We start from the raw sequence: 17,725 nt of genomic DNA, 5'->3' as shown, positions 1-17,725 counted from the left end.
GTTAGCCCTTTTCAAGGGAAACCAGCAGAACATCGACGCCGCTACTGCCGACGATATTTTTCGCCGAGCAGGTGGCGCGCGAGAAAAGCGAGTGGTTGTGATTGCCGCAGATCACCAGATCAACCTTGTGCGACTGGCAAAAGTCTTTGACATGGTGACCCAGTTCGCCGCAGGCGATGGTCATTTTTTCTATCGGGTAGTCCGCCTGACGAGCCAGCTCATTGAGAAACTCCCGCGTTTCTTCCTGCATCAGCTCACGCAGATTTTCCATCATCGGTGCGGCGAACTGGTTATACATTTCCGGATCCGTGGCGAAGGTGATAAAGCTCACTTTCGCGTTAACGGGGCGGGCAATCGACACCGCTTTTTTAATTAATATCTGACTTTCCGGCGTTGGCGCGACGGCAACCAGCAGATGTGAATAAGGCATCTGGCCTCCTTGAGATACGCGGAATAACCCTTCTTTCTTTACTCCTGTTTCCCCAGCGGCGCAAGGGTTGCTCCCGTGATTTGCGACGCTCTTCGCCAGTCCGTGTTTTCCTCACAAGATCACATAAATGAACCTGCCTTTTTATTTAAAAGAAATGCTGTTTTATAAATGAGTGAAGTAGAGACATCGTCTCTTTGTCATTTTGCCACCGGCGGTTGTTCCGTGGCAAAAACACAAAGGTAACGTCGTTTCACTGCTTTTAGTGTAGCCAGGTACCCACTCCCTTCCGGTGGCAAATCCGGAACGATTGTCGGCGTTCTTTTAATAAAAGACACAGGATCACGGCGATGAAAACACGAAAAATTGGACTGGCTAACTACCTGGCCTACGGCGCGGGCGATTTTCTCGGCGCCGGCACGACAGCGCTAACTGCCGCATGGCTACTCTACTTTTACACGACCTTCTGCGGACTGACCCCAATTGAGGCCACGCTTATTTTTGCTGCTGCCCGCGTGCTGGATGCGGTGGTGAGCCCGCTGATGGGCTTTCTCACCGATAACTTCGGCACCACCTGGCTCGGAAAGCGCTTCGGCCGCAGAAAATTCTTTATTCTGCTCGGCATTCCGTGCGTATTCAGCTATTCAGCGATGTGGGTCGGCGAGATGGGCTTCTGGTACTACCTCGTCACCTATCTGCTGTTTGATATGGTTTACACCATGATTCTGGTGCCCTACGAAACGCTGGTGCCAGAGATGACTGATGACTTTAAACAGAAAACCAAATTTTCTGGCGCGCGCATCTCGATGGCGCAAATGTCGGCGATTTTAGCCTCCTTTCTGCCGGGGATCCTCCTCACCTGGCTCGGGAAAAACAATGCCAGCTCATTCTTTTATGCCAGTCTGGTGTTCTCGGTCCTGTGTGCGGTGATGCTGACCTTCGTCTGGTGCTTCACGTGGGAACGGCCGCGTGAGGCGTGGTCAGAGGCGGCGCTGCGGGCGGAAGCGGAAAAACAAAACTTAACCCTCGCTCAGAGCCTCAATCGCCTGGTGATTGAGCTAAGCTCCACGCTGCGGATAAAAATTTTCCGCCAGCACCTCGGCATGTATCTGGGGGGCTATATCGCCCAGGACGTCTTCAATGCCGTGTTTACCTACTACGTGGTCTTTGTCCTGATGCAGGAAGCCTCTGTCGCCTCGAATCTGCTCGGGACGATGGCCATCTTCCAGTTTATTGCGGTGATCGCCATGATCCCGTTGTGCATTCGCTTTGGCCCGGCGCCGTCCTACCGCATGGTGGTGGTCCTGTTTGGCCTGAGCTCGCTCTCGTATGCGCTGCTCTATTACGCCGGACTGAGCGACGTCTATTCCTTACTGCTGCTCATCTCTGCTGTCGCCGGACTGGGACGCGGCGGGATTAACTACGTACCGTGGAATACCTACACCTATATTGCCGACGTCGACGAGGCGATCACCGGCCAGCGCCGCGAAGGAATTTTTGCCGGCATCATGACGCTGACCCGCAAAGCCTCGCAGGCGGGGGCGGTCATGCTGGTGGGCATCATCATGCAGCTGTCGGGGTTTGTCTCCGGGCAAAAAATACAACCGCCAGGGGTGAGTCATACCATTTTGCTGATCCTCAGCGTCGGCACTCTGGTGGTGTTAGCCTGCGGCTTCCTCGTCTCGCTACGCTTCAAGCTCAACCTGCACACCCACAGCATCCTGCGCAGTGAAACCCTCAGAATGCGCGATCTCGGCAGTGCCCAGCCGGAACAGACCATTGCAGAACACCGCGCGGTGGTCGAGATGCTGGCGGGGATGCCTTACGACTGCCTGTGGGGCAATAACAATATTGGCTATCTGAATCGTCATAAACCTGCTGCCCCGGGGCTCACCCAGGGCGGCGCTTTAAATTCGACATACACCCGAGGTTAACAACATGAAAGTTTGGCCAGTCAAACATAGCCCATTACTGTGTCAGCCTGAGCGTTTTATCGCCCGCAGCGAACTGCAGGCACTGATCCGCAACGTGACGCAAAACCTGGTGAACATTAAGGATGAGAGCGGGCAATTTTTACTGCGCCTCGATGACGGGCGCGTGATCGATACCAAAGGCTGGGCCGGCTGGGAGTGGACCCACGGCGTTGGGCTGTACGGCATCTATCAGTATTATCAGCAAACCGGCGATATCGAGATGCGCGATATCATCGACCGCTGGTTTGCCGACCGCTTCGCCGAGGGGGCAACGACCAAAAACGTCAATACGATGGCCCCGTTCCTGACCCTGGCATACCGCTTTGAAGAGACCGGCCGGATGGCGTATCTGCCGTGGCTGGAGAGCTGGGCGGAGTGGGCGATGCATGAGATGCCGCGCACCGAGCAGGGCGGCATGCAGCACATGACCCTGGCGGAGGAGAACCATCAGCAAATGTGGGATGACACGCTGATGATGACCGTGCTGCCGTTAGCCAAAATTGGCAAGCTGCTTAATCGCCCGCAGTATGTGGAGGAGGCGACCTATCAGTTCCTGCTCCATGTGCAGAACCTGATGGACCGGGAGACCGGGCTGTGGTTTCACGGCTGGAGCTATGAGGGGCGGCACAACTTTGCCCGGGCGCGCTGGGCGCGGGGCAACAGCTGGCTCACCATGGTGATCCCGGACTTTCTGGAGCTGGTGGATCTCCCCGAGGGGAACGCGGTACGGCGTTATCTGATGACGGTACTCGACGCACAGATTGCCGCCTTAGCAAAATGCCAGGACGACAGCGGCCTGTGGCATACCCTGCTGGACGATCCGCACTCTTATCCTGAGGCCTCCGCGACCGCTGGCTTTGCCTACGGCATTCTCAAAGCGGTGCGCAAGCGTTACGTCGGGCAGCACTATGCCGGGGTGGCTGAAAAAGCGATTCGCGGGATTGTGCAGAATATTTCGCCGCAGGGGGAGCTGCTGCAGACCTCGTTTGGCACCGGAATGGGGGCAGACCTTGATTTTTATCGCCAGATCCCGCTTACCTCGATGCCCTATGGCCAGGCGATGGCGATCCTTTGTCTGACGGAGTATCTGCGCAAGTATTTCTGAGCAGGGGCCCCGCTGACGGGGCGCCGAATAAAACTAACCCGGCTTTCGCCGGGTTGTTTGTTACATACGCTCTACGGTTTCGATACCCAGGGTATCGAGACCCAGCTTGAGGGTTTTCGCCGTCAGCAGCGCCAGCTTCAGGCGGCTGTTGCGGGTCTCTTCGCTTTCCGCGCTGAGGATCGGGCAATGCTCGTAGAAGCCGGAGAATAGCCCCGCCAGATCGTACAGGTAGGCGCACATCACGTGCGGCGTCCCTTCGCGAGCGACCACGGAGAGGGTCTCTTCAAACTGCAACAGGCGCGCGGCCAGCTGGGCTTCGCGATCTTCGGCGATGACCACCGGCGCGTCGTTCATCGCGTTTTCGTCGATGCCGGCTTTGCGGAAGACGGAGAGCACGCGGGTATAGGCATACTGCATATACGGCGCGGTGTTGCCTTCGAACGCCAGCATATTATCCCAGTCAAAAACGTAATCGGTGGTGCGGTTTTTCGACAGATCGGCATATTTCACCGCGCCGATACCGACCACTTTCGCCAGATTTTCCAGCTCGTCAGCCGACATGTCCGGGTTTTTCTCCGCTACCAGGCGACGGGCGCGCTCCAGCGCTTCGTCCAGCAGATCGGCCAGCTTCACGGTACCGCCGGCGCGGGTTTTAAACGGCTTGCCGTCTTTCCCCAGCATCATACCGAACATATGGTGCTCCAGCGGCACAGAGTCCGGCACGTAGCCTGCTTTACGCACGATGGTCCACGCCTGCATCAGGTGCTGGTGCTGACGAGAGTCGATGTAATAGAGCACGCGGTCGGCGTGCAGCGTTTCATAGCGATACTTCGCGCAGGCGATATCGGTGGTGGTGTAAAGGTAGCCTCCATCCTTTTTCTGGATGATGACGCCCATCGGTTCGCCTTCCTTGTTTTTATACTCATCAAGGAACACCACGGTGGCGCCTTCGCTCTCGACGGCCAGCCCTTTGGCTTTCAGATCGGCGACGATCCCCGGCAGCATCGGGTTGTACAGGCTCTCACCCATTACGTCATCGCGGGTCAGCGTCACATTCAGGCGATCGTAGGTGATCTGGTTTTGCGACATGGTGATGTCGACCAGCTTACGCCACATCTGCAGGAAGTACTGATCGCCGCCCTGCAGTTTAACCACGTAGCTACGTGCGCGCTCGGCGAAGGCTTCGTCTTCGTCGTAGTGCTTTTTCGCTTCGCGATAGAAACCTTCGAGGTCGGCCAGGGCCATCTCACCGGCGTTTTCCTGCTGCTGTTTTTCCAGATACGCGATCAGCATACCGAACTGGGTGCCCCAGTCGCCGACGTGGTTGGCGCGGATCACCTTATGACCCAGGAACTCCAGGGTACGGACTGAAGCATCGCCAATGATGGTCGAACGCAGATGGCCAACGTGCATCTCTTTCGCTACGTTGGGTGCCGAGTAGTCGACGACGATAGTCTGCGCCTGCGGTTTCGTGACGCCCAGGCGCTCAGACTGCAGCGCGCGGTTGACGTTGTCCGCCAGAAAAGCAGGATCGAGGAAAATATTGATAAAGCCCGGCCCGGCGATTTCAACCTTGTTGGCAATGCCGTTGAGGTCAAGATGAGACAGTACCTGCTCTGCAAGTTGTCGCGGCGCCATGCCCAGTTTTTTGGCGACAGCCATCACGCCGTTGGCCTGATAGTCACCGAACTGAACTTTTGCTGACTGGCGGACCTGAGGTTCGCAATCGGCAGGCGCGCCTGCCGCGATCAGGGCCTGGCTGACTTTTTCTGAGAGAAGAGCCTGAATATTCACCGGAATACCTTACGTGTAATGCGCCTGCCCCCGAGGGAGGCAGCGCCATAATGTGGACAAATTAGGGCGGGAGTATACTGCATTTGTCCCCGTCCGTCAGCATTGCGCGCGGCGCGGCGGCGTGCGCAATCCATCGCCGTTCAGTTGCCCATCAGCAGGGCGGCGGTTGGTCCGCAGACCGAAACACGGTAAATTACCTTTTCATTACTGACGAGCATCATTGACGAGCAAACCCATGGCAAACTGGCAGCAAATTGAACAACTGGCCGATATTACGGCGGATCTCCCGCGATTTTCCGATGCGCTTCAGCGCTTCACTGCGCGACTGGGACTGGAGATCGCCGGGCTCGACGCCGACCATATCTCCCTGCGCTGTCATCAGAATACCACTGCGGAACGCTGGCGCCGCGGTCTGGAACAGTGCGGAACCCTGCTGTCGGAGAATATGATTAACGGCCGGCCTATCTGTCTGTTTAAACTGGCGGAGCCGGTCTGCGTGGCGCACTGGCGCTTCCATATCATTGAGCTGCCGTGGCCGGGTGAAAAGCGTTATCCCCATGAAGGCTGGGAGCATATTGAAATTGTCCTACCTGGCGATCCGGCAACCTTAAATGCCCGCGCGCTGGCGCTGCTGGCCGATGACGGACTCAGCCAGCCGGGGATCGTCGTCAAAACCAGCTCGCCGAAAGGGCAGCATGAGCGTCTGCCGAATCCCACCCTGGCGGTGACCGACGGCAGCGTGACGGTGAAATTTCATCCGTGGTCGATTGAACAAATCGTCGCCAGCGAGCAAGCCGATACGTAACAGTGTGAAGCCGCGCGGCGTCTGCCGCGTGAAATCATGACATGCTGCAAAGGTTGTCTGGATCAGGGAGAGAGGAATGGCGGTACTGGAAGTGTGTTGCTACAGCATGGCGTGCGCTCGGGAGGCTGAGCGCTGCGGCGCCGATCGTATTGAACTCTGCGCCGCGCCGCAGGAAGGGGGATTAACACCCTCTTATGGGGTGCTGGTCTCGGTCCGCGAGGCGATTACCCTCCCGGTGCATCCGATCGTTCGCCCGCGCGGCGGCGATTTCTGCTACACCGAAGAGGAGTTCGCCGCGATGCTTAGCGATATCTGCATGGTGCGGGAGCTCGGCTTTCCCGGGGTGGTGACCGGCGTACTGAATGCCGATGGCCAGGTCGATATCCCGCGGATGAAAAAAATAATGGCCGCGGCCGGGCCGCTGGCGGTGACCTTTCATCGCGCGTTCGATCTGTGTGCCGACCCGCGTCAGGCCTGGAAGACGCTGGGTGAGCTGGGGGTTAAACGTATCCTGACTTCCGGTCAGCAATCCTCGGCGGAGAAAGGTATTTCATTAATTACGGAACTTATTGCCGCAGGGGATACTCCAATCATTATGGCCGGTGCGGGAGTGCGCGCCGCGAACTTGCCGCTGTTGCTGCAGGCGGGGGTGAAAGAGGTTCATAGCTCTGCAGGCCAGTGGTTGCCATCGGAGATGCGCTTTCGTCATCCAGGCGTTTCGATGTCAGCCGATCCCGATGCGGACGAATACAGGCGCTACGCCGTCAATGGCGAAGCGGTGGCGGAGATGAAAGGGATTATCTCCGCCTGGAGAAGTTAAACGGTTTTTTGCTGCACATCATGTCGCCCAATATGATGATTGCCCGTACCAGGCCCCTGCCCATTAAACAGGGGCCTTTTTTTATCTCGCTTTTTTTGCCAGCGACTGCTGCGTTTCCGGTTTGGTGGCGATAATCACCGCGCGCAGCGGAGCCGGATACCCCTCCACGGTTTTGCGCTGATCCTGCGGGTCGAGGAAATCGGCCAGCGATTCACTGGTCATCCATTCGGTGCGCCGCTGCTCATCGGTCGAGGTGACGCAGGCATCGACGATGCGCACATCGATAAACCCGCACTTCTCCAGCCACATTTTCAGGGCCGCCGCCGAGGGAATAAAATAGACGTTGCGCATCTGCGCATAGCGGTCGCCCGGAACCAGCACCGTATTTTCATCCCCTTCGACCACCAGCGTCTCCAGCACCAGCTCGCCTCCCGGCGCCAGCTGATCTTTCAGCTGCCACAGATGGTCCAGCGGCGAGCGGCGGTGGTAGAGCACGCCCATCGAGAACACGGTGTCGAAGGCCTCCAGCGCCGGCAGCTGCTCGATGCCCAGCGGCAGGAGATGCGCCCGCTGGTCGTTGCCGAGCAGCTTACGCACCGCTTCAAACTGGCACAGGAACAGCTGGGTGGGATCGATGCCGACCGCCAGATGCGCGCCGGCGCCGATCATTCGCCACATGTGATAGCCGCTGCCGCAGCCCACGTCGAGGATAGTCCGCCCGGTAAGATCGGACAGGTGCGGCAGGACGCGCTCCCATTTCCAGTCGGAACGCCATTCGGTATCGATATTAATGCCGTACAGCGAATAAGGCCCTTTGCGCCACGGCATCAGGTTTTTAAGCAGGTTTTCTACCCGCAGCTGATGACCTTCGCTGAGCGGCGTTTCGCTCTCGGCGGTGACGCTGTGCAGGAGATCCAGACGCCACGGCGTTAATTCCGGAAGAAACTCAACGGCGCGCTCCCATTCGCGAAACTTGCCGTGCAGGGCCTCGCGCTGCCAGGCGGCTACCTGAGCTGGCAAGGTTTCCAGCCAGTGAGATAGCGGGCTTTTGGCGATCAGCTGATAGAAATTACTGAAGTCGATCATGCCTGCTCCCCGGATTTTACTGCCACCAGCGAGCCAAAGTTAAAGCACTGGAACCACAGTTCGGCATGTTCAAACCCAGCCTGACGCAGGCGGGCTTTATGGGTTTCCACGGAGTCCGTCAGCATCACATTTTCCAGCATGCTGCGTTTCTGGCTGATCTCCAGCTCGCTGTAGCCGTTCGCGCGTTTAAAATCATGATGCATATTGAACAGCAGCTCGCCGACGTGGGCGTCTTCGAAGCTGAATTTCTCCGAGAGCACCAGCGCGCCGCCCGGATTAAGCCCCTGATAGACTTTATTGAGGATCGCCTGGCGATCGCCCGGCTCAAGGAACTGAATGGTAAAGTTCAGGATCACCAGCGAGGCGTTTTCAATGGCCACATCGCGGATATCCCCTTCAATGACCTCGACCGGCGTCGGCGCTTTATAGGCGTCAATATGGCGACGGCAGCGCTCTACCATCGCGGGAGAGTTGTCGATGGCGATAATGCGACAGCCCGGATGACTAATATTGCGGCGCACAGAGAGGGTGGCGGCGCCCAGCGAACAGCCAAGATCGTAAACCTGGGTGTTGGGCTGAACGAAGCGCTCGGCCAGCATGCCGATCATCGAGATGATATTGGAATAGCCGGGCACAGAGCGCTGGATCATATCCGGGAAGACTTCAGCAACCCGTTCATCAAAGGTCCAGTCGCCGAGGCTGGCAATCGGCGCGGAAAAAAGCGTATCGCGGTGAGACATAACGTTAAACCCGAAAAAACGAAAACGGCGTATTGTGCGCTAACGGAGGGAGAAAACCAACTCCCAGGGCATATACCAGAGGTTGGCCAGCACCATCAGCAACAAGGCGCACCAGGTGGCGCTCATGCCGGAGCGGCGCCAGTGGTAGACGCGGTGATGAAAACCCCAGGAGTGCATCAGTCGCCCGACAATCAATAAAATGCCGCAAACGTGCACCATCCAGGTCTGGGCGCCGTTCATCTCCATAAATAACAGCAAAATGAGGCCAATCGGCACATATTCGACGGCATTACCGTGAACGCGGATGGCGACCTGTAGCTCGCTAAAGCCGCCGTCACCGTAGCCTACATGGTATTGGGTGCGTAACCGCACCACGTCGAACGAGAACTTCACTAACAATAACGCACCTAAAACGGCATACAGCGCGCTGACCATACGAAAACTCCCTTTAACTCTGGCAGATGGCTCCGATTATGATAGCAGGATATCAGAAAAGGGAGGATTGCTGCGGAATCGACGGCGCATTTCCTGCCGCCGGCAGGGCGGTGCGCAGATCGCTCCACAGCGTATCGACCAGCGTCGGCGCGTAAGCAATGTCTGGGGTATGCAGGAACAGCCACGGGGTGCCAGACTGATGCCACTTCGGCAGGGTCTGCAGCCAGACGCGAAACAGTTCCCGGTTGTGGGCCATGTCGTCACCGCCGATAAAGCGTACCATCGGCTGCCGGGCGGTCATCACCGCATGTACCGGCACTTTGGGTTTCTTTTTCTGCGCGTCGATCATCGCCGGACTGGTGGCCGCAGCGCTGTGGACCGGGCGGCTATCGAGGATCACGCGGTTAACGTTGCGCTCGTGCAGCCCGCGGTTGAGCTGCTGTTCCGCTTCGCCTTTGGCGAAGAATTCGGGGTGACGAACCTCGACGCCGTAGGTGAAATCCTTCGGCAGCCCGTCGAGAAAATGCCATAGCGCGGGGAGATCGCGAGGACCGAAGGTCGCCGGCAGCTGCAGCCAGTACTGGCCGATGCGCGAGGCCAGCGGCGCCAGGCGGGCAAAAAATTCACTGCTTAAATCGTCGCAATGACGCAGGGCGGCCTGGTGCGAGATGGTGGCCGGGAATTTAAAGCAGAAGCGGAAGTCATCATGGGTTTGTTCATACCAGCGGGTGACAATCTCCGGCTTCGGTAGCGCATACAGGGTGGTGTTACCCTCCACGCAATTGAAGTGGCGGGCGTACTCTTCAAGGCTGGTGATGCCAAGGCGCACCCATTTCGGGTGCGACCACTGGGGAAGCCCAATATAAATCATAGCGCGGCGAGGATCTCCTCGGTGCTGCGCACCCGACCGATGCGCGGGAAAATATGCGTCATGCTGCCCTGATGCTGCTCGGCGGAGGCGGCGCTGCAGGCATCTTCAGCGATGACCAGGTTAAAACCCAGCTCCCAGGCGTTGCGGGCGGTGGATTCGACGCCGATGTTGGTGGAGATACCGCAGAGAATAATGGTGTCGATACCGCGGCGGCGCAGCTGAAGCTCAAGGTCGGTGCCATAGAACGCGCCCCACTGGCGTTTGGTCACTTCGATATCGCTCTCCTGCTTACCCAGCGTGGCCGGGTAGGTCCACCAGTTTTCAGGCAGCGTATGCGCCCCGGCCTGAGCGTCGACAGGCTGTTTCAGCGCTTCGGCGAAATCGGCCGACCAGCCGACGCGGACCATGATGACCGGTGAACCCTGTTGTCGACACTTGTCTGCCAGGCGAGCGGCACGCGCCACCACCTCGTCAGCCCGATGTGGTCCGCCGGCAAAAGGCAGAATGCCTTCCTGCAGATCGATCACCACCAGCGCCGTTTTTTTTGCATTGAGTTCTAACATGGTATCCCCGTATCTTCTTCTGTTGTCAGGCGGCTACAATACCTGCGCGGCTTCAGCAAAAGGGTAACAAATATTGTTAATTTATGTGAGTGTAGACGTTAAGCGCGCAGCAAAGCAGCGTACATCGTGCGTCGGACTTATCGAACGACAGAATTTCCAGTATAATAGCCGCCTTTTTTCATTCAGTTGTGACATCAGCTAAAGCTGCGACCTCGTCGCCTGCAGGGCAGACGACAATCCGCCGACGGCTAAGTTAAGGGATATCTCATGCGTACAGAATATTGCGGACAGCTTCGACAGTCCCACGTTGGGCAGCAGGTGACTCTGTGTGGTTGGGTCAACCGCCGTCGCGATCTCGGTAGCCTCATTTTTATCGATATGCGCGACCGCGAAGGCATCGTTCAGGTGTTTTTCGACCCGGATCGTGCGGATGCGTTGAAATTAGCCTCTGAACTGCGTAATGAGTTCTGCATTCAGGTCACTGGCACCGTCCGCGCGCGTGAAGAGAAAAACATCAACGCGGACATGGCCACCGGCGCCATCGAAGTGCTGGCCTCCGATCTGACGATCATTAACCGCTCAGAATCGCTGCCGCTGGACTCCAATCACGTCAACACCGAAGAAGCGCGTCTGAAATACCGCTACCTCGACCTGCGTCGTCCGGAAATGGCGCAGCGTCTGAAAACCCGCGCGAAAATCACCAGCTTTGTGCGCCGCTTTATGGACGACCATGGCTTCCTCGACATCGAAACTCCGATGCTGACCAAAGCCACCCCGGAAGGCGCTCGCGATTACCTCGTGCCTTCCCGCGTGCATAAAGGCAAATTCTACGCGCTGCCGCAGTCCCCGCAGCTGTTCAAACAGCTGCTGATGATGTCCGGGTTCGATCGCTATTATCAGATCGTTAAATGTTTCCGCGATGAAGACCTGCGTGCCGACCGTCAGCCTGAATTTACCCAGATCGACGTGGAAACCTCCTTTATGACCGCGCCGCAGGTGCGTGAGATCATGGAAGCAATGGTGCGTCAGCTGTGGCTGGAAATTAAAGGCGTCGACCTGGGTGATTTCCCGATCATGACCTTCGCCGAAGCCGAACGTCGTTATGGCTCCGATAAACCGGATCTGCGTAACCCGATGGAGCTGGTGGACGTCGCCGACCTGCTGAAGTCCGTGGAATTCGCGGTCTTTGCCGGCCCGGCCAACGATCCGAAAGGGCGCGTGGCGGCCCTGCGCGTCCCGGGCGGTGCCTCTCTGACCCGCAAGCTGATTGACGAATACGGCAACTTTGTGAAGATCTACGGCGCGAAGGGGCTGGCCTATATTAAAGTGACCGAGCGTGCGAAAGGCATGGACGGGATCAACAGCCCGGTGGCGAAATTCCTCACCGCTGAGATCGTGGAAGCGATCCTCGAACGCACCGGCGCGCAGGACGGCGATATGATCTTCTTCGGCGCCGACAACAAGAAAGTGGTGGCGGACGCGCTGGGCGCGCTGCGTCTGAAGCTCGGTAAAGACCTGAGCCTGACTGACGAGAGCAAATGGGCGCCGCTGTGGGTGATCGACTTCCCGATGTTCGAAGACGACGGCGAAGGCGGCCTGACGGCGATGCACCATCCGTTCACTTCGCCAAAAGATATGACCGCGAACGAGCTGAAAGCTGCGCCGGAAGAGGCCGTAGCGAACGCCTATGATATGGTCATTAACGGTTATGAAGTCGGCGGCGGTTCTGTACGTATTCACCGTGGCGACATGCAGCAGACCGTATTTGGTATTCTGGGCATTAATGAACAAGAGCAGCGTGAAAAATTCGGCTTCCTGCTGGATGCGCTGAAATACGGTACGCCGCCGCACGCGGGTCTGGCGTTCGGTCTTGACCGTCTGACCATGCTGCTGACCGGTACCGATAACATCCGCGACGTTATCGCCTTCCCGAAAACCACCGCCGCGGCCTGTCTGATGACCGAAGCGCCAAGCTTCGCCAATCCGGCTGCGCTCGGTGAACTGGGTATTCAGGTTGTGGAGAAAGAGGCGAAAGCGTCTCTGGAGAACAAGTAATATGTCATTTAAGCTGCCCGTTTCGGTGCTGGTGGTGATTTACGCCGAAGATACGAAACGGGTGCTGATGTTACAGCGGCGCGACGATCCCGCGTTCTGGCAGTCGGTGACCGGCAGCCTGGAAGCAGGAGAGACCGCGCTGCAGGCCGCCGCGCGTGAAGTAAAGGAAGAGGTCGCCATTGATGTTGCCTGCGAGCAACTGACCTTAATTGACTGTCAGCGCACGGTGGAGTTCGAGATATTTTCTCATTTGCGTCATCGCTATGCGCCGGGTGTAGAGCGCAATACAGAATTCTGGTTCTGTCTTGCGCTGCCTCATGAGCGGGAGATTACCTTCACCGAACATCTGGCCTACCGCTGGGTCAGCGCGACGGAAGCCGCTGCGCTGACCAAGTCGTGGAGCAACCGGCAGGCGATTGAAGAATTTGTAATTAACGCCGCCTGAAAGGGCGCGCTTTTTGGAGAGTTTTTTATGGCAGGTCATAGTAAATGGGCCAACACCAAACACCGCAAAGCGGCACAGGATGCTAAACGCGGTAAAATCTTTACGAAAATCATTCGCGAGCTGGTGACTGCGGCGCGTCTGGGCGGCGGCGATCCGGCTTCCAACCCGCGCCTGCGTGCGGCCGTTGATAAAGCGCTGTCTAACAACATGACGCGCGACACCCTGAACCGCGCCATCGCGCGCGGCGTCGGCGGTGATGAAGACGCGAACATGGAAACCATCATTTACGAAGGCTATGGCCCTGGCGGTACCGCGGTAATGGTGGAATGTCTGTCCGACAACCGTAACCGTACCGTTGCGGAAGTGCGTCACGCTTTCACCAAAACCGGTGGTAACCTCGGTACCGACGGCTCCGTGTCCTACCTGTTCAGCAAGAAAGGCGTCATCTCCTTCGAGAAAGGCGATGAAGACACCATTATGGAAGCGGCGCTGGAAGCTGGCGCAGAAGACGTGGTGACCTATGACGACGGCGCCATCGACGTCTACACCGCGTGGGAAGAGATGGGTGCTGTGCGCGACGCGCTGGAAGCCGCTGGCCTGAAAGCCGACGCTGCCGAAGTCTCGATGATCCCGTCCACCAAAGCGGATATGGATGCCGAGACGGCGCCGAAGCTGCTGCGTCTGATCGATATGCTGGAAGACTGCGACGACGTGCAGGAAGTGTACCATAACGGCGAGATCTCCGACGAGGTCGCGGCCACCCTGTGATGCAGTCGCATCCACGGTTAACCGGAGGCGCGTGATGGCTATTATTCTCGGCATTGACCCGGGGTCGCGCGTCACCGGTTATGGCGTGATCCGCCAGGTTGGACGGCAGTTGAGCTACCTTGGCAGCGGATGCATCCGCACCAAAGTGGACGATCTGCCGTCGCGGCTGAAGCTGATCTACGCCGGGGTGACGGAAATCATCACCCAGTTTCAGCCCGACTATTTCGCCATTGAGCAGGTCTTTATGGCGAAGAACGCCGATTCGGCGTTAAAGCTTGGGCAGGCGCGGGGAGTGGCGATCGTTGCAGCGACCAATCAGTCGCTGCCGGTGTTTGAATACGCCGCCCGTCAGGTCAAGCAGACCGTTGTCGGGATCGGCAGCGCCGAAAAGAGCCAGGTTCAGCACATGGTGCGCACCTTGCTCAAACTGCCTGCCAATCCGCAAGCGGATGCGGCGGATGCGCTGGCGATTGCCATCACCCATTGCCATATCAGCCAGAATGTTGCTCAGGTCAGCGAGACCCGGCTCAATCTGGCGCGAGGGCGCTTACGATAATCGCAAATCAGGCTGGATATCTATCCAGCCTTTTTTTATGATACCGCCAGATACTTAGACCATAACGCAGGAGCCCCACGTGATAGGCAGACTCAGAGGCATCATTCTCGAAAAACAACCCCCGCTGGTGTTGCTGGAAACGGCGGGCGTCGGCTATGAAGTGCATATGCCAATGACCTGCTTCTATGAGCTGCCGGAGGCCGGTCAGGAGGCGATAGTCTTTACCCACTTTGTGGTGCGTGAAGATGCCCAGCTGCTGTATGGTTTTAACAACAAACAGGAACGTACGCTGTTTAAAGAGCTGATTAAAACCAACGGTGTGGGGCCAAAGCTGGCGCTGGCGATCCTCTCCGGCATGTCGGCGCAGCAGTTCGTCAATGCCGTTGAGCGGGAAGAAGTCGCCTCGCTGGTGAAGCTGCCGGGGATTGGCAAAAAAACCGCAGAACGCCTGATCGTCGAGATGAAAGACCGCTTCAAAGGGCTGCACGGCGACCTGTTCACTCCGGCGGCCGATCTGGTGCTGACCTCGCCGGCAGGCCCGACGGCAGATGATGCCGAACAGGAAGCGGTTGCCGCGCTGGTCGCGCTGGGCTATAAACCGCAGGAGGCCAGCCGGATGGTAAGCAAGATTGCCCGTCCGGACGCCAACAGTGAAACGCTAATCCGCGAAGCGCTGCGCGCCGCGTTGTGAGGTAAGGGATGATTGAAGCAGACCGGCTGGTATCGGCAGACAGCAGCGGCGCAGAAGAGGCCGTTGACCGCGCCATCCGCCCAAAATTGCTGGCAGAGTATGTCGGCCAGCCGCAGGTGCGCTCCCAGATGGAGATCTTTATCCAGGCGGCGAAACTGCGCGGCGACGCCCTCGATCACCTGCTGATTTTTGGCCCGCCTGGGTTGGGGAAAACCACCCTGGCGAACATTGTCGCCAATGAGATGGGGGTGAATCTGCGCACCACCTCCGGCCCGGTGCTGGAGAAAGCGGGCGATCTCGCCGCGATGCTCACCAACCTCGAACCGCACGACGTGCTGTTTATCGATGAGATCCATCGCCTCTCGCCGGTGGTGGAAGAGGTGCTTTACCCGGCGATGGAAGACTATCAGCTGGATATTATGATTGGCGAAGGTCCGGCGGCGCGCTCCATCAAAATCGATCTGCCGCCGTTTACCCTGATTGGCGCCACCACCCGGGCCGGTTCATTGACCTCGCCGCTGCGCGACCGCTTTGGCATCGTGCAGCGCCTGGAGTTCTATCAGATACCCGATCTGCAGCATATCGTCAGCCGCAGCGCCCGCCATATGGGGCTGGAGATGAGCGACGAAGGCGCGCTGGAAGTGGCCCGTCGTTCACGCGGCACGCCGCGTATTGCCAACCGTCTGCTGCGCCGGGTGCGCGACTTCGCGGAAGTGCGCCACGACGGCAGCATCTCTGCCGACATTGCTGCCCAGGCGCTGGATATGCTGAATGTCGATGCGGAAGGGTTCGACTATATGGACCGTAAACTACTGCTGGCGGTGATAGATAAATTCTTTGGTGGGCCGGTGGGGCTGGATAACCTCGCCGCCGCGATCGGCGAAGAGCGGGAAACCATTGAAGATGTGCTGGAGCCCTACTTAATTCAGCAGGGTTTTCTGCAGCGTACGCCACGGGGAAGAATGGCGACGGTGCGCGCCTGGAATCATTTCGGGATCACGCCGCCGGAAATGCCCTAGTTCGCGACGGATGTGTCGTTCATTATGAGGCCCGGTCAGCAGCGCGACCGGGCTTTTTCATTTTCAGCTGGCGGCTTTTTTTGTCATGCTGAGAATAAACAGCACGGCGGCGCACAGCACCACCGACGGCCCGGCCGGGGTGTCGTAGAAGGCCGAGAAGGTTAACCCGCCGGTAACGGCCAGCATGCCCACGCCCACTGCCACGGCGGCCATCTGCTCCGGCGTGCGGGCAAAACGGCGGGCGGTGGCGGCCGGGATAATCAGCAGGGAAGTGATGATCAGCGCGCCGACGAACTTCATCGCCACGCCGATAGTCAGAGCGGTGACCAGCATCAACAGCAACTTCACGCGCTGCAGCTTCACGCCATCGACAAACGCCAGATCCGGACTGATGGTCATCGCCAGCAGCGGTCGCCACTGCCAGAGCAGGATACCAATCACAATCACTACGCCAATGGCGATGGCAATCAAATCCTGCGGCGTCACTGCCAGCAGATCGCCGAACAGGTACGCCATCAGATCGACGCGGACGTTAGACATCAGACTGACCACCACCAGCCCCAGCGACAGTGCGCTGTGCGCCATGATGCCCAGCAGGGTATCGATCGCCAGATGGGGGCGTTTTTCCAGCCACACCAGCCCGCCGGCCAGCAGCAAAGTCACGGCGATCACCGCATAAAACGGATTGATGTTAAGTAATAAGCCGAAAGCGACGCCGAGCAGCGACGCATGCGCCAGCGTATCGCCAAAATAGGACATGCGGCGCCAGACCACAAAGGAGCCCAGCGGACCGGCGGCGCAGGCCAGCATCATCCCGGCCAGCCAGCCAGGTAACAGAAGTTCAATCATTAGCGGCTGTTTCCCCGACGCAGTACAATTCGCCCCTGAAGGTCGTGGCGGTGATTATGGTGGTGGCGGTAAATCCCCAGCTGTTCCGCGCCGCGCGGGCCGAACATGGAGATAAACTCCGGATGCATGGAGACCACCTCCGGCGCGCCGGAGCAGCAGATATGCTGGTTCAGGCACAGGACTTCGTCGGTTTTGGCCATCACCAGATGCAGGTCGTGCGATACCATCAGCACTGCGCAGTCCAGTTCATGGCGCAGCTGGTCGATAAGATCGTAAAGCGCCACCTGGCCATTGACGTCAACACCCTGGGTCGGTTCATCCAGCACCAGCAGCTGTGGGCGGTTGAGCAGGGCGCGGGCCAGCAGTACGCGCTGGGTTTCGCCGCCGGAGAGTTTTTGCATCGGCGCGTCGATCAGATGCCCGGCCTGCACACGTTTCAGTGCCGGCAGGATGTCGTCTTTGCGGGTTCCCGGGCGCAAACGCAGGAAGCGGCTGACGGTCAGCGGCAGCGTGGCGTCAAGATGCAGCTTCTGCGGCACGTAGCCAATCCGCAGGCGGTCTTCCCGCTTGATGACACCCTCTGTTGGTGCTACCAGCCCCAGAACCACTCGCACAAGGGTCGATTTACCGGCGCCGTTCGGGCCCAGCAGGGTTAATATTTTGCCTGGCGTGAGTGCCAGCGAAATGTCAGACAGCACGCGGCGTTGGCCAAAGGCCACCGAC

Annotated in this window: 19 protein-coding genes; 10 read left to right on the top strand and 9 right to left on the bottom strand. The window is 58.4% G+C overall.

Going from position 1 to position 17,725, the window contains the following annotated elements:
* Position 1: 1 nt before the first annotated feature.
* Positions 2-430 carry a universal stress protein UspC gene (gene uspC / locus AS136_RS18325; protein WP_008804235.1) on the bottom strand — a complete coding sequence of 143 codons (429 nt, stop codon included), beginning with the start codon at positions 428-430 and terminating at the stop codon, positions 2-4.
* A gap of 347 nt (positions 431-777) precedes the next feature.
* Here uspC and AS136_RS18320 point away from each other — a divergent pair, with 347 nt between their 5' ends.
* The gene (locus AS136_RS18320; protein ID WP_023322901.1) at positions 778-2,361 is read left to right on the top strand and encodes an MFS transporter; all 1,584 of its coding nucleotides are present in this window, start codon (positions 778-780) and stop codon (positions 2,359-2,361) included.
* A 4-nt stretch (positions 2,362-2,365) separates the two neighbouring features.
* Positions 2,366-3,505, top strand: a complete 1,140-nt coding sequence (gene bglB / locus AS136_RS18315) for a beta-galactosidase BglB (protein WP_023322900.1) — start codon at positions 2,366-2,368, stop codon at positions 3,503-3,505.
* 60 nt (positions 3,506-3,565) lie between these two features.
* Here bglB and argS read toward each other — a convergent pair whose 3' ends face one another.
* Positions 3,566-5,299 carry an arginine--tRNA ligase gene (argS, locus tag AS136_RS18310; protein ID WP_012541245.1) on the bottom strand — a complete coding sequence of 578 codons (1,734 nt, stop codon included), beginning with the start codon at positions 5,297-5,299 and terminating at the stop codon, positions 3,566-3,568.
* A gap of 235 nt (positions 5,300-5,534) precedes the next feature.
* On the opposite strand from argS, the gene AS136_RS18305 reads away from it, so the two are divergent.
* The gene (locus AS136_RS18305) at positions 5,535-6,104 is read left to right on the top strand and encodes a VOC family protein (protein WP_008804239.1); all 570 of its coding nucleotides are present in this window, start codon (positions 5,535-5,537) and stop codon (positions 6,102-6,104) included.
* A 76-nt stretch (positions 6,105-6,180) separates the two neighbouring features.
* A complete protein-coding gene (cutC, locus tag AS136_RS18300) occupies positions 6,181-6,924 on the top strand; it encodes a copper homeostasis protein CutC (protein WP_008804240.1) in 744 nt (247 codons plus the stop codon).
* An 81-nt stretch (positions 6,925-7,005) separates the two neighbouring features.
* On the opposite strand, the gene cmoB is transcribed toward cutC, so the two are convergent.
* Genes cmoB through AS136_RS18275 form a run of 5 tightly spaced genes read right to left on the bottom strand, consistent with a single transcriptional unit; the run spans position 7,006 to position 10,619 of the window.
* Positions 7,006-8,010 (bottom strand): tRNA 5-methoxyuridine(34)/uridine 5-oxyacetic acid(34) synthase CmoB, encoded by a 1,005-nt coding sequence (gene cmoB / locus AS136_RS18295; RefSeq protein WP_008804241.1) that lies wholly within the window; start codon positions 8,008-8,010, stop codon positions 7,006-7,008.
* Entirely contained in the window at positions 8,007-8,750 is a 744-nt protein-coding gene (gene cmoA / locus AS136_RS18290; protein WP_008804242.1) for a carboxy-S-adenosyl-L-methionine synthase CmoA, read from the bottom strand. Before cmoA ends, cmoB begins: the two co-directional genes overlap by 4 nt.
* A 39-nt stretch (positions 8,751-8,789) precedes the next feature.
* Complete coding sequence (locus AS136_RS18285) at positions 8,790-9,185, bottom strand: MAPEG family protein (RefSeq protein WP_008804243.1); 396 nt, start codon at positions 9,183-9,185, stop codon at positions 8,790-8,792.
* A 52-nt stretch (positions 9,186-9,237) separates the two neighbouring features.
* The gene (locus tag AS136_RS18280; protein ID WP_012967677.1) at positions 9,238-10,056 is read right to left on the bottom strand and encodes a DUF72 domain-containing protein; all 819 of its coding nucleotides are present in this window, start codon (positions 10,054-10,056) and stop codon (positions 9,238-9,240) included.
* Positions 10,053-10,619 carry a hydrolase gene (locus AS136_RS18275; protein ID WP_008804245.1) on the bottom strand — a complete coding sequence of 189 codons (567 nt, stop codon included), beginning with the start codon at positions 10,617-10,619 and terminating at the stop codon, positions 10,053-10,055. Before AS136_RS18275 ends, AS136_RS18280 begins: the two co-directional genes overlap by 4 nt.
* A 267-nt stretch (positions 10,620-10,886) precedes the next feature.
* On the opposite strand from AS136_RS18275, the gene aspS reads away from it, so the two are divergent.
* The 6 genes from aspS to ruvB all read left to right on the top strand — a co-directional run bounded on the left by aspS (position 10,887) and on the right by ruvB (position 16,153).
* Positions 10,887-12,674: an aspartate--tRNA ligase gene (aspS, locus tag AS136_RS18270; protein ID WP_008804246.1), complete on the top strand. Its 1,788-nt coding sequence runs from the start codon at positions 10,887-10,889 to the stop codon at positions 12,672-12,674.
* A gap of 1 nt (position 12,675) precedes the next feature.
* A complete protein-coding gene (nudB, locus tag AS136_RS18265; protein ID WP_002911477.1) occupies positions 12,676-13,119 on the top strand; it encodes a dihydroneopterin triphosphate diphosphatase in 444 nt (147 codons plus the stop codon).
* A 27-nt stretch (positions 13,120-13,146) separates the two neighbouring features.
* Positions 13,147-13,887: a YebC/PmpR family DNA-binding transcriptional regulator gene (locus AS136_RS18260; protein WP_002911459.1), complete on the top strand. Its 741-nt coding sequence runs from the start codon at positions 13,147-13,149 to the stop codon at positions 13,885-13,887.
* Positions 13,888-13,921: 34 nt separating this feature from the next.
* A complete protein-coding gene (ruvC, locus tag AS136_RS18255; protein WP_008804247.1) occupies positions 13,922-14,443 on the top strand; it encodes a crossover junction endodeoxyribonuclease RuvC in 522 nt (173 codons plus the stop codon).
* Between the two features lie 79 nt (positions 14,444-14,522).
* Entirely contained in the window at positions 14,523-15,134 is a 612-nt protein-coding gene (gene ruvA, locus AS136_RS18250; RefSeq protein WP_002911454.1) for a Holliday junction branch migration protein RuvA, read from the top strand.
* Between the two features lie 8 nt (positions 15,135-15,142).
* On the top strand, positions 15,143-16,153 hold the full coding sequence (ruvB, locus tag AS136_RS18245) for a Holliday junction branch migration DNA helicase RuvB (protein WP_012541250.1): 1,011 nt from the start codon (positions 15,143-15,145) through the stop codon (positions 16,151-16,153).
* Between the two features lie 63 nt (positions 16,154-16,216).
* On the opposite strand, the gene znuB is transcribed toward ruvB, so the two are convergent.
* Together znuB and znuC are read right to left on the bottom strand one after the other, a co-directional pair.
* Positions 16,217-17,002 carry a zinc ABC transporter permease subunit ZnuB gene (gene znuB / locus AS136_RS18240; protein ID WP_008804249.1) on the bottom strand — a complete coding sequence of 262 codons (786 nt, stop codon included), beginning with the start codon at positions 17,000-17,002 and terminating at the stop codon, positions 16,217-16,219.
* On the bottom strand, positions 17,002-17,721 hold the full coding sequence (gene znuC, locus AS136_RS18235; RefSeq protein WP_229531798.1) for a zinc ABC transporter ATP-binding protein ZnuC: 720 nt from the start codon (positions 17,719-17,721) through the stop codon (positions 17,002-17,004). Before znuC ends, znuB begins: the two co-directional genes overlap by 1 nt.
* Positions 17,722-17,725 lie beyond the last annotated feature (4 nt).

Origin of the sequence: Klebsiella sp. D5A, assembly GCF_001620885.1 — a bacterium.
Taxonomy (GTDB): Bacteria; Pseudomonadota; Gammaproteobacteria; order Enterobacterales; family Enterobacteriaceae; genus Klebsiella; species Klebsiella variicola.
The sequence above is the reverse complement of the archived record's forward strand: the minus strand, read 5'-3'. Positions and strand labels throughout refer to the sequence as shown.